This is a genomic window from Streptococcus oralis subsp. oralis (genome assembly GCF_002096435.1).
Taxonomy (GTDB): domain Bacteria; phylum Bacillota; class Bacilli; order Lactobacillales; family Streptococcaceae; genus Streptococcus; species Streptococcus oralis_AA.
Map to the genome: position 1 here is coordinate 411,771 of NZ_NCUI01000024.1, position 12,070 is coordinate 423,840.

The 12,070-nt window shown below is 38.3% G+C and carries 14 protein-coding genes; 2 read left to right on the plus strand and 12 right to left on the minus strand.

The window, feature by feature from the left end; all coding sequences use genetic code 11:
- Window positions 1-59: 59 nt before the first annotated feature.
- Genes B7723_RS05535 through B7723_RS05555 form a run of 5 tightly spaced genes read right to left on the minus strand, consistent with a single transcriptional unit; the run spans window position 60 to window position 4,249 of the window.
- Window positions 60-749, minus strand: a complete 690-nt coding sequence (locus B7723_RS05535; protein ID WP_000643951.1) for a sugar phosphate nucleotidyltransferase — start codon at window positions 747-749, stop codon at window positions 60-62.
- A gap of 11 nt (window positions 750-760) precedes the next feature.
- A complete protein-coding gene (locus B7723_RS05540; RefSeq protein WP_084849614.1) occupies window positions 761-1,639 on the minus strand; it encodes a DMT family transporter in 879 nt (292 codons plus the stop codon).
- A 1-nt stretch (window position 1,640) separates the two neighbouring features.
- Window positions 1,641-2,498 (minus strand): phosphotransferase family protein, encoded by an 858-nt coding sequence (locus B7723_RS05545; protein WP_084849613.1) that lies wholly within the window; start codon window positions 2,496-2,498, stop codon window positions 1,641-1,643.
- A 16-nt stretch (window positions 2,499-2,514) separates the two neighbouring features.
- Window positions 2,515-3,537, minus strand: coding sequence for a ribitol-5-phosphate dehydrogenase (locus B7723_RS05550; protein ID WP_033605647.1), 1,023 nt, complete (start codon window positions 3,535-3,537; stop codon window positions 2,515-2,517).
- A 4-nt stretch (window positions 3,538-3,541) separates the two neighbouring features.
- Window positions 3,542-4,249 (minus strand): IspD/TarI family cytidylyltransferase, encoded by a 708-nt coding sequence (locus B7723_RS05555; RefSeq protein WP_049505755.1) that lies wholly within the window; start codon window positions 4,247-4,249, stop codon window positions 3,542-3,544.
- A gap of 440 nt (window positions 4,250-4,689) precedes the next feature.
- Between B7723_RS05555 and B7723_RS05560 the strand changes: the two genes are divergently transcribed.
- Window positions 4,690-4,989 (plus strand): YbaB/EbfC family nucleoid-associated protein, encoded by a 300-nt coding sequence (locus B7723_RS05560; RefSeq protein ID WP_000981515.1) that lies wholly within the window; start codon window positions 4,690-4,692, stop codon window positions 4,987-4,989.
- Window positions 4,990-5,029: 40 nt separating this feature from the next.
- Here the strand turns inward: B7723_RS05560 and B7723_RS05565 are convergent, their stop codons facing one another.
- The 7 genes from B7723_RS05565 to glmU all read right to left on the minus strand — a co-directional run bounded on the left by B7723_RS05565 (window position 5,030) and on the right by glmU (window position 11,013).
- Window positions 5,030-6,793, minus strand: coding sequence for a glycerophosphoryl diester phosphodiesterase membrane domain-containing protein (locus tag B7723_RS05565; protein WP_084849612.1), 1,764 nt, complete (start codon window positions 6,791-6,793; stop codon window positions 5,030-5,032).
- A gap of 8 nt (window positions 6,794-6,801) precedes the next feature.
- Window positions 6,802-7,395 carry a 3'-5' exonuclease gene (locus B7723_RS05570; RefSeq protein WP_084849611.1) on the minus strand — a complete coding sequence of 198 codons (594 nt, stop codon included), beginning with the start codon at window positions 7,393-7,395 and terminating at the stop codon, window positions 6,802-6,804.
- A gap of 81 nt (window positions 7,396-7,476) precedes the next feature.
- Window positions 7,477-7,971, minus strand: coding sequence for a chromosome segregation protein RocS (gene rocS / locus B7723_RS05575; RefSeq protein ID WP_042768425.1), 495 nt, complete (start codon window positions 7,969-7,971; stop codon window positions 7,477-7,479).
- A gap of 76 nt (window positions 7,972-8,047) precedes the next feature.
- Complete coding sequence (locus B7723_RS05580) at window positions 8,048-8,740, minus strand: 5'-methylthioadenosine/adenosylhomocysteine nucleosidase (RefSeq protein WP_084849860.1); 693 nt, start codon at window positions 8,738-8,740, stop codon at window positions 8,048-8,050.
- A gap of 15 nt (window positions 8,741-8,755) precedes the next feature.
- Window positions 8,756-9,067, minus strand: a complete 312-nt coding sequence (gene macP / locus B7723_RS05585; protein WP_000517872.1) for a cell wall synthase accessory phosphoprotein MacP — start codon at window positions 9,065-9,067, stop codon at window positions 8,756-8,758.
- Between the two features lie 11 nt (window positions 9,068-9,078).
- A complete protein-coding gene (locus B7723_RS05590; protein ID WP_084849610.1) occupies window positions 9,079-9,624 on the minus strand; it encodes an NUDIX hydrolase in 546 nt (181 codons plus the stop codon).
- A gap of 9 nt (window positions 9,625-9,633) precedes the next feature.
- Window positions 9,634-11,013, minus strand: a complete 1,380-nt coding sequence (gene glmU, locus B7723_RS05595; protein WP_084849609.1) for a bifunctional UDP-N-acetylglucosamine diphosphorylase/glucosamine-1-phosphate N-acetyltransferase GlmU — start codon at window positions 11,011-11,013, stop codon at window positions 9,634-9,636.
- 155 nt (window positions 11,014-11,168) lie between these two features.
- Here glmU and B7723_RS05600 point away from each other — a divergent pair, with 155 nt between their 5' ends.
- Window positions 11,169-11,969: a glycoside hydrolase family 25 protein gene (locus B7723_RS05600; RefSeq protein WP_049518600.1), complete on the plus strand. Its 801-nt coding sequence runs from the start codon at window positions 11,169-11,171 to the stop codon at window positions 11,967-11,969.
- Window positions 11,970-12,070: the final 101 nt, after the last annotated feature.

Genomic DNA, 12,070 nt, shown 5'->3' on the forward strand with positions numbered 1-12,070 from the left:
TCAAACATTCTTGTTATAAAATACACAAAAAAAGAAGGCCCAAGCCTTCTTCTCTTTCCTTACTTAATAGTAGATAAAATCTCTTCTAACTTATGGTAATCTTTTACACTATCAATTTCATAGATGCTATTTCCTTCTAATTCTTCGACATAGACATCCAATTCTTTGATATTATCCTTAACCATGTTGTCCCAGTAGAGATCAACAAATTCACCACTTTCGTAAGCTTTGTCAATAAAGCCAACAATCTTCTCAGCAGTTGGTGCATCCCAGAATGATACTCCGCTCAGAATGCGACCAGCCTTGCTGTCAACAATAATGTCTTGAACCTTGTAGTCATCACCGTAAACCAAGAACCACTCGTTGGTACAGTCTTCACGATAAACGCTAAAATAAGTAGAACGTTTAAGATCGTTTCGAAACATATTTTTGAAAAGATAGTTATCTGCATCGATGACGTAGCTGTTAGCCAAATCTTCTTTTACTAGATAAAGTGAGTAAAAGTTATTGTAATCAGCATACTTGTCGTTAAAGACTAAACGGACACCATATTTTTCTTTTAGGTAGTCAAATTGTTCTTTGAGGTAACCGACAACGATGATAATCTCATCAATTCCTCTCTCTTTCAAAAACTCAATTTGGTATTCTACCAAGGGTTTTTGATTAACCTTAACCAAAGCTTTTGGTGTATTTTCAGTCATAGGGCGTAGACGAGTTCCTAAGCCCGCTGCTAAAATAATCGCTTTCACACGAATCTCCTTTATTCTTTAATAATAATATAAACACCAGCCATAACAATAAGTGAAGTGATGATTGTCAGCATATCTAGCGGTGCACCCAAGAAAATAACTGCAAATAAGACAGTCCAAACTACATAGCTCACATTCAAACCTGTCGCTTTCGCAGGTTGCAAACGATTAATGGCGATATAATAAGCTAAGTAGGAAATCATATTAAAGGCCGCAAAGACAATCAAGAGGCCGAATAATTGCCCATCTGCCACTTCTGCAAATGAATGGTGAGAAAAGAGCACAATCACAAGATAGGACAAGAATGAGGTTACTTGTCGAATTAGCAAGGCCTCAATTTCACTTAAATCACTTTCCATAGCATAGGAGCTGAGAACACTTTCACTCCCCCAGGCAATGGCACAGACAAGGGCGCAAAGAATCCCAATGTAAAACGAGTTTACTTGTTCAACCTTGTAGGTTTGAGCAATGATCGCTGCAATAATCAAGAAAACACCGAATACTGTATTCTTTGAAACCTTGTGTTTCAAAATGAAGAAGGCTAGTAAAACTGAAACTGCTGGGTAAATAGCCGATACAGATGAAGCTAGAGAACTACCAATATATTTAACCGCATAAAGATTGGCCTGCATTCCTATAGGTCCAGCTAGCAAGGCTCCGACAATAACACTGACATTTCGAATATTTAGAAAGATTGATAAGCGAACTTTCCCTTCTCTAATCAAGAGAAAAGCTAATAAAATAAAGATACTCAAAAAGTCATGTGCCGCTGCCACCACAAAAGGCGAAAGATTGGTAAAAATTGAAAAGATATAAGCACTGATTGTCAGACCGAGCCCCCAGAAGATACCTGAGAGCAGGCCGAAAGAAACACCATTTTTATTCTTCATCCTAACCTCCATAATAAGTCAAACCGTCAACAGCTCTTTGGTAACGACTCACACCATAATCTCCAAAGTCAGCTCCTTGAGCTTCTTTGTACACTGTCCACAAACTCCAGATGGTATCTTGTAAAATTTTATAGATTCGAATCTTTTCACGAGATACTGGAGTTTTATCACTCTCATAATAAGCAAGAAAATCTTCTTCTTCCTGATTTGTAAAGTCAGACTCCAAAAAGAGAGCTGCCAAATCCCACATTGGATCATTCATGGAAGAGTATTCCCAGTCAATCAAGTACAAACGACCTTTAGGTGACTCGATAAAGTTTTCTGGAACCAAATCGATATGACAAGACTTTCTGTCAACACCCAAATCAGCCAATCTTTTCTCTAGTGAGAATACTTCTTTTCTCACAGCATCATAGTTAGCGTATGGGATATTTCCCTCAATCAGGGCTTCGTATTTTTTGATTTCTTCAAAAGGTGCAAATTCCCCTCTTAGTTCTTTGCCTGATGCATGAATGGTCTGTAGCATTGGGGCAATCTTTTCAAACTTGGTCTTAATCGAAGTGGAATCAAGCGTTGTTGCAGAATCAATGTACTCATTTACCTTGATTCCTGACTCAATATCAAAAAGATAATTCTTAACATCAAGATTCAAATCTTTCAACAATTCAAGATTGTATTTTTCATCTTGACGATTGATAAGCTTTTCGGTCCCTTTTCCGAAAAATTTAACGATATACTGCTTATTGGTTGTCTTGACCAAATAGTTTTGGTTGGTCATGCCTCCCAGTTGTTCAACACTGAGGACTTCCTCTTCTTCAGATAGTAAAGAAGAAATTTTTTCTTTGATGATTTTCTCCACAATTAGCCTCCATCTCTTACACTTCCCACTTAAACACTGTTTTGAAAGCAGTATTTAGGTCTGTAGCAAAGACACGATGAATGTCCTTGATTTCTCTCACCGGTTCTTCGACGTAAAGAATATTTTTCAGACGATTCGCAAACTTTTTAACTTCCATCATCTGTATTGCATTTTCAAAATCAATTCGTCCTGATCGAGACGAACCGACCAATAATAAACCTTTTTCTAAAGAGTCTCGTGTATTGATATTGACCTTGTACTCGCTCACTCCCATCATGAGAATCGTTCCCTGAGGTCGAATGTAACGAATCAAGTCATTGATAGCTGGTCCCGTACCATCACCACCGCAACACTCAAATCCATGATCAAAGGTCAAATCTTCTGGAATATTATCTGTGATGTAGCACTCTTTTGCAAAAGAGAAGAGCTCCAGTTTTTCCCAATGCCGACCAATCACGATAATCTCAGCTTCTGGTAGAGTGTAATTGATAATATTGGCAACCACAAAAGCCAAACTACCATCTCCGATAACAGCGATACGCTCCCGTTTGCTGTGGGCAAGATTTAAGAAACGATCCATAGCATGCATACCCACACTCACAAACTCGGTAATGGCAGCAACTGTATCCTCAATGTCATTATAAGACACAACACGATCTTTTGGAAGAGAGACAAATTCTCTCATAAAACCATCATAACCACTAGATAGGAAGTAGGTTCCTGTCATGTAGTTCTCGTAGAACTCCTTGTCACTCTGCATAGGCGGTTGATTTGGAATCATAACTACCTTTTGACCGACTTCATAAGTACCAGTTGGATCTGAGATAACAGTTCCACAAGACTCGTGAATCATAGCCATAGGAAGCTTTTTAGCCAATATCTTTGGATCACGTTTCCCTTGATAGTAACGTTGATCCGCATGACAAACCGCCATATAATTTGGACGAATCAGGATATGATTCTCCTGATCAATGTCCTCTTCTTGGTATTTTACATTGATAAACTTTGGTTTGGTCAGTTGATAAATTTGATTAATCATAGCCTTAGTCTTTCTCAATCATGCTTTTCGCGATTTTCAAGTCTGTCACAGTCGTGATTTTAAGGTTTGAATATTCCCCTTTAGCTAGAGCAACATCCTTCCCTTTGATAACAAAAATCTTACATGCATCCGTTAGGATTTCCTTTTCTTTATCAGATAGGGATCCATACAAGTCCATGAAATCCTTGCATCGGAAGGTTTGAGGTGTTTGACCTTGATAGAGGTGAGCACGATTTGGAACATCCGTGATAAACTGACCATTGGTACTTTCAACAATGGTGTCAACCGCTTCTACTACTGTATCAACCGCATCATGATTTTGGGCGAGTTTGATATTGTCCTGAATCATGCGAAGTGTGATAAAGGGGCGAACAGAGTCGTGGGTAATCACAATATCTTCTGGAGTGATTGGACGATAGGCATCAATGGCTTCTATAATCTTCTCGATACTGGTATTGCGATCAGCACCCCCCTTGGTGATGATGATGCGATCCTTGTGGAGAGAAAGATACTTTTCAACTAAGTCCTCAGCATGAGAGACCCAATCTCCATGAACTCCAACCACAATTTTTTCAATACTTGGTTCTAAAACGAATTTTTCAATTGTGTGAATCAAAATAGGACGATCACCTAGCTCCAAGAATTGTTTTGGTAAATTACTGATTCCCATGCGTGTGCCAGTTCCTCCGGCTAGGATTCCTGCATAGATCATTTATATTCTCCTTTAGTTTATTCTAAAAAACTCATTACTATCTATTATATCACAATCTGCCTCCATCATGAAGAAAAGACAGAGTGTCATTTAGTCTAATCAACACACTATTTAAGATAAAAAGTGAACAATGTGTTGCTAAATCCGGAAAGACCATAACAAATTAAGAAATAAAATTAGGTTATCCTCTATATTCTCCTATCAACGTTCGGTTAATATAGAGTTCTTTAGAATATAATAGAAACCTTAAAGAAAACTTAAATGAAATTATTTGTTTAGCAAAGAATACTAGGTGTACATAGTAAATTTCTTAAAAGTTTTTTGAGAGACTCATTATAAAAGTTCATATATCTCATGAATTAAACAAATAATAGACTTTTGAACCTAAAATTGATAAAATAAAAAAGAAATAAATAGAAAAAAGGAAACTGTAAACCGCCATGATGAACATGCAAAACATGATGCGCCAAGCACAAAAACTTCAAAAACAAATGGAACAAAGCCAAGCAGAACTCGCTGCCATGGAGTTTGTTGGAAAATCAGCTCAGGACCTTGTCCAAGCAACTTTGACTGGAGACAAAAAAGTTGTCAGCATTGACTTCAACCCAGCAGTTGTAGATCCAGAAGATCTCGAAACACTTTCAGATATGACTGCGCAAGCAATTAATGCTGCTCTTGAACAAATTGATGAAACGACTAAGAAGAAACTAGGAGCTTTCGCTGGAAAATTGCCTTTCTAATCCACAAAAAAAGAGAAACATCTGTTTCTCTTTTTTTTTCTTAGAAATCAAAGAATTCCATTGCTTTCTTTAAGAGTAATTCCGTATATTCCGGATCGTCTTGAGTCATTGTGACTTGTGACTGGACCATTTCAAGATCATCAGTAATCATACCATCTGCGCCGAGGCGAACGGCTTTATCAAATGCCTCCGAACCATTTACGGTCCAAACATAGAGTCTCTGATCAGTTGTCCAGAGTTTATTGACAAAGTATTCATCCAAAGTCGAGTACTCCATAGTGTAACCCGTTGCCTTGGTTCTTGGGAAGATACTGTTATAGGGAAGAATAAAGTAAACTGGAATTTCAGAATCATAAGTCAACACTTTATCAATCACATGGTAGTCTAGTGATTGCATCTGATGTCCATTTTTCTTGATAGTCGCCCCATACTTTTCAAGGAAATGGTCCATCATTTGCGGACTATCTTTTTTACTGGTTTTAATCTCAATCAGCAATTTTTGGTTTAAAGCATTTGCACGCTCTAAATAGGCATCAAAGCTTGAAATCTTTGTTTGATAACCATTCTCGTAAATATCTGTATTTGTTAATTCATCCAGAGTCAAATCTTGCGGTGTAGCATTAATACCTGTTAAATTTTTGAGGTTAGCATCGTGCATCATCACGAACTGACCGTCTTTCGTTTCCTGCACATCCATTTCGATCAGATCTGGTTTTAGTTGAGCTGTTTTTTCTAAAGACTGCACAGTATTTTGAACACCGTTTTTATTACTTACTCCTCTGTGCGAAATCACTAAAGGTGTATTGGTATCCGGAGATTCCAGATAAACGTAGCCTTCTATGGCAAAAATGATACTTGCACACCCCATGACACCCCATCTCATCAGATGATCTTTCTTTCGCCTTGGCATAATCTCTAGCTCTTCTCCTGTCAGGAAGGAAACAAACTTCACTAGGAAATAAGTCAGGGTCATGTAATGGAAATTTTTAATCAAGACAAAATTAATCACTCCGAGAATCAAGGATTCTTTTTGAGTTAGATTATCCATCACTGCTTGCGCAAAAAGCAAGGGAATTAACAGACCAAAGAAGAAAAGATAGGTTTTAATGATAATGAGTAAAAGATGCCAAGAGAAGAAAAGAACGTTTTTCTTCGTCTTTTGGAGACTATATTTCACACTTTCTCTTACGGTCTTTCTTTCAAAGAGAATCTTAGGCAGGGCAAACATAAATCGGACAGAGATGTAGAGTAAGATCCAAGCGGATGCTATGAAAATCAGTCCTACCAGCCAATGCTTACCTTCCCAATAATTCACAATAAAATCCGGGATAATAATTTTGTTAAGGTAATAGATTTTTAAAATCTTACGAATGAACGGGAAAAGCATAGCAATGTAAAAAAAGACAAAAGCCATCTTACAAAAGCTCAATCGCTTAACGAATAGAAAGCTCTGGCGAAATACTTTTCTACTGTACTCAATTAAAGTTCTCTTTTCATGATAGAGAAGGTGGCGAGCACCGATAAACAAAAGACAAATCTGGAAATAGGCAACTAGGAGATTGATTGCAATTAAGATGAGAAAGGCTAAACTGATAAAAGGCGAGCCTTGTATAATCGCCCAAAAGTTATTGTAGGAGATAAACAAGTAACCTGTTTGTCTCAGAAGGATGCCAGCAATCCATGAATTTAATGGTAGCCAGACAAACTCAACCATCATAAATATTAAGAAAAATAGAAATAAAATCTTATCTAGGTTATAGTATATCTTCCTAAAACCTAGCTTTTTAGGTTTTTCAGGTTTCATAAGCACTCCTAGTCTAAAAATTGCGATAAATCTAAGCCACCAAAAGGATTATTCATAGAAAAACTACTCTGGTCTTCCATTAATAGCTTTCCGTCATCAGATTCCAAAAAGGATTCGTAAACACGCGCCGTCATGCGGGCGTCTTCTAAACTATTATGAGACTTCCCGTGAAAGCCTAAAAAATTCGCTACAGTTTGCAATTTAAGATTGGCTATGCCGTGTAGATCAGAACTACGGCGTTCAAAAGCCTCCTCATATAGATCAACCTTATACTGGTCACGATAATCAATGCCATGCTCCAAGAGAATAGGCAAATCACTCTTAGCTGCATTGTAACCAACAATAGGTAAGTCGCCAACAAATGCTTGAAAGTCCTTTAAAACTTGTTCTACTTTTGGCGCATCTTTCAAGGTTTCAGCTGTGATTCCAGTCAAACCATTGATAAAACTCTTCAAAGGTGCTGTAGTATGAACATAAGAATCAAAAGTAGCACATTCTTGCCCATCTTGAAAGCGGACTGCTGATACTTGAATTAAATGGGTAACCCCCTCGTGTTGATTGAATTCCAAATCAAAGGCGATATAATCTCTTAATTTTTCCATTATTTACCTCAATTACTACCCAAACTAAACTATAAATAATAAAAGAAGCTATTAGGTTAATGAGTAACCCAAACAGCTTCTTTATTTTCCTCCAAAAAGGCGAGCAAAAAAGCCTTTTTTGGTTGCTTGGACTTCTTCTTTTGCTTGGTCCAACTCTAGTTTCAAGGTTTCTTGATCCTTCATGGCTTGAAGAGTTAACTGTTGCTGTTGATCCAACTGTTTGTCCTTTTCTGCAATCTGACGGTCTTTGATGCGCATCTGCTCATCTTTTTCTGATAACTGCTGGTCCTTGGCCTTGAGTTGCTCGTACAATCGAAGAATTTCAGCATTTTTCTCGTCGACCAAGATTTCCATCAGTTCGCGTTGTTTGACATCATCACTGACTGGTTCATCTTCAAAAATCGTTTTTTTGTAGATCTCCTCTAGCTTGATCAAGCCACTTCGAGTAACTACAGTTACACCTTTGTCATTTTTTTTCGTGTCCTCTTCTGGAAGTTCTTTGACACGATTGTTGATTGCTTGACGAGATAGTCCTAAGACCTCTGCAATCTCACTGACGGTCATTTCAATACTCATAATATCCTCTGAAACGTTTTCTAGCTTTTCTTTATTTAAATCTTATCATAAGCTAGATAAACTGTCAAATTCCCGCTTAATCTAAGGCCTTTAAAAAGGCTAGTAAGACTTGGGCAGAACGACGTCCAGCTTCAATGATAAACTCATCAAATGAGATAGAGGCCTCGTGATTGGCATTGTCACTCATAGCTCGAATAACTAGGAAAGGCAGGCCAAGGGCCTGAGCCGCTTGAGCAATGGCTGCACCCTCCATTTCAACAGCTAAAACATCTGGAAAGTGGGACTTGATACTAGCAATCTTATCATCCCCAGCTATAAAGCTATCTCCTGTAGCAATCAAGCCTAGGTGCCAGTTTTGGTCCAACAGAGATAGACTCTCTTGGATTTTGGCTACAAAGGTTTTGTCTGATTCAAAATAAAGCGGTTGTTGCGCCATTTGGCCATAAGCATAACCAAAAGCAGTCACATCCACATCATGGTAAGCTAGTCTATCTGCAATCACGACATCACCAACAGCAATCCCTTCAGCAAGAGCACCTGCTGATCCTGTATTGATGATAGCTTCTACCTGAAAATAGTCAGCTAGAATAGCTACACTCATAGCCGACATAACCTTCCCTATCCCACTCTGAACTAAGACAACTTCTGTCTTGCCAACAGAGCCAGTGTAGTATGTATTTCCGAGGACTTGGACTTCTTGAGGTTTATCCAAATTCTGAGTCAAATATAGGAGTTCTTCTGGCATGGCAGCAATGATTCCAATTTTCATTTCAAGTCCTTTCAATTACAAGAGTTTCATCGCTAAAATTAACAAAATCAAGAGTAGGATGACTGCAAACAAGATGCGATTGAGTTTCGAATTAAAAACATTTCTCTTAGTATTCTCAATGCGGCGACTCTTATGAATCGTTGGTTCTACTTCGATTGTAAGTGTATCTTGACTAAAACCGTGGTCTCTAGAGCGTGAATAACCAAAATGTTGTGAAGACGTTGGTAGGATCTTTGTTTCCTCATCATCTTGAAGAGGTGGTCCTGAGATTTTCTCACCACGATTAGCACGTTCAATCATTTCGTCTGTTAATAAAGGTTTTCCCATGGGTTTCTCCTCTATTTCTTTTGTAGTTCCCAGTACTGGATTGCCATAATGGTCTTGGCATCACAGATATGACCTGACTGGATCAGGTTTTTGGCCTCCTCTAGGCTTACTTCTAAAACTTCCAAAGTTTCATCATCGTCTTGTGGGCGAGGATTTTCCACCTTGACCAAATCACTAGCGAGGTAGAGTTTTAGTTTTTCATTACAAAATCCAATCGCAGAATAGAAATCGTACAACAGTTCTAACTTACCAGTGTATGCAACTTCTTCTTCCAATTCACGAAGGGCCGCCGCCATTGGATCTGCATTTTCACCAGTTTCCAGTTTTCCCGCGGGAATCTCATAAGAAACAGCCTCGATGGCCTTCCGGTATTGCTTAACGAGGACAATTTTATCCTCAGCTGTTACAGCTAGAACACAAACAGCTCCATTGTGAAAAATCAAGTCACGTTGGGCAGTACCCTTTCCTTCTGGTAGCTCAACCTGATCTTGAACCAGTTTAAATATTGGTCCATGATAGATTTCTTTACGGCTAAGTGTTTTTTCTTCAAATTCCATGATAGGCTCCTACTGATTCTTAGGATGATGAGGAAGGCGAGTCGCATATTCATCTTTGTTGACCTGACGTCCACGGCCGATAGCAATGGCATCAGCAGGAACATTCTTGGTAATGGTTGAACCCGCTCCAACCAGAGAATTATCCCCAAGTTCTACAGGAGCAATAATAGTTGAGTTTGATCCAACAAAGACATTATTGCCAATGACAGTTTTGTATTTATTTTTGCCATCGTAGTTGACTGTAATAGTTCCTGCACCAAAATTAACGTTGCTACCCACTTCACAGTTTCCAATATAAGTCAAATGACCCGCCTTGGTATTTTCACCGATTGAAGAGCCTTTTACTTCAACAAAATTTCCAATGTGAACTTGAGCAGCCAGACTTGAACCTGGACGGATATGGGCATAAGGACCAACTGTCACACCGTCCGCAACACTACTTTCCTCAATCATAGAGTTGGTAATCACAGCTCCAGATCCAATGGTGCTATCTACAATACAAGTTCCATTTGTTAAAATAGTCTCCGCACCAATCTTCGTTTGACCTTTTAAGGTAACGTTGGCTTCGATTTGGACTTCGGGAGCAATCTCAACATCAATATCAATGTAAGTTGCTTCCGGATTAACAAAGCTAACACCATTAACCATATGCTTTTGGTTGATACGGCGACGCATCACTGCTTCCGCAGTTGCAAGAGCTACACGGTCATTTACGCCAAGACTTTCATCAAAATCTTTTAGAGTATAGGCCCCAACCTTTTCACCCGCATTACGGAAAATACCAATCACGTCAGTAATATAGTACTCACCTTGGGCATTGTTGGTGTTGATGTTTTTAAGGGCTTCAAAAAGACGCTCATTGTCAAATACATAAGTTCCTGTATTGATTTCCTTAATTTGCTTTTCAAAGTCTGTGGCATCTTTCTGCTCAACAATACGAAGAACTTCAGCATTATCGTTACGGACGATACGACCGTATCCGAAAGGATTTGCCGCTTCAGCTGTCAAGATTGTCGCAACATTTTTGTGATTGATATGGAAATCCAAAAGGTTTTTCAAGCTTTCACCTGTAATCAGAGGAGTATCTCCAGCGATAACCAATGTGTGGCCTGTACGATTTTGGAGAATAGGCTCTGCCATCATGACAGCATGCCCAGTTCCTAGTTGTTCTGATTGGGTAACAAAGTCCGTCTGACCGGCTAATACTTGCTCAACTAGCTCTGCCTTGTGACCAACTACAGTAACTGTTTTTTCAGGTTGAATAGCACCAACACTACGAAAAACATGTTCCAACATCGAAATTCCAGCTACTTTATGAAGTACCTTTGGAAGATCTGATTTCATGCGAGTACCTTTACCCGCTGCTAAAATAATGGCATAATTTGACATAATCTTCTCTTTTCTCTAGAAATTCCCTTATATTATACCATAATTTAGTTTCTTAGGAGTAAACAAACAGAGAAATAGGGAAAAGACGCCCATATATTCACTTTTTCCGATGTTTTCTTTGATTTTTTTATCTATTTACGTTAAACTATTTAAATATGAGAAAAAAGATTCATCCAGCTATTATTTTTACTTTATTTACTATATTTATAGCTATTTTGATCCTCAATAGACCAACTTATGAAGACCATCCTGTCAAATCAAAACCCAATGCAGTCCAGGTTGAAAATCAGGCCTTGCATAATCTTGACAAACCTATTATTGACGTCTCTGGCTGGCAAATACCTGAGGAAATCAACTACGATACCTTATCTCAAAATATTTCTGGTGTTATTGTTCGCGTCCACAATGGGGGTCAGCATACTGAAACAAATAATGCCGCCTATGTCAATGGTGTCGATAAAGCCTATATAAATCATATTTCAGAATTTCAAAAGCGCAATGTTCCAGTTGCTGTTTATGCCTATCTAGCAGGTACTAGTAAGGAAGAAATGGAAAAAGCTGCTGAGGTTTTCTACAATGCTGCTTCTCCATACAACCCTAGTTACTATTGGCTCGATGTTGAAGAAAAAACAATGTCCGATATGAACGAAGGTGTTGAAGCTTTTAGGGCTAAACTAGAAGCCCTTGGCGCCAAAAATATCGGAATTTACATCGGTGTTTATTTCATGCAAGAGCATAGTATCAATACAGATAAGTTCTCTGCTGTCTGGATTCCATCTTATGGAACGAATTCAGGTTACTTTGAAACCACGCCTAATACTGATTTAGACTATGACCTCCATCAGTATACTTCAAAAGGAAGAATTGCTGGATTTGAGCATCATTTAGATATTAATCTCATTTCTACCTTGAAGGAAAAAGAAGAAACCTTCAGAAAACTATTTTTAAGACCATAAAACAAGTGAAAATTGCTCTCTTTTTCACTTGTTTTTTCATTTTCTTCTCGTCTGTGTTATAATTGATAGAATAGAGAAAGAATTTTATGAAATTGAGGATT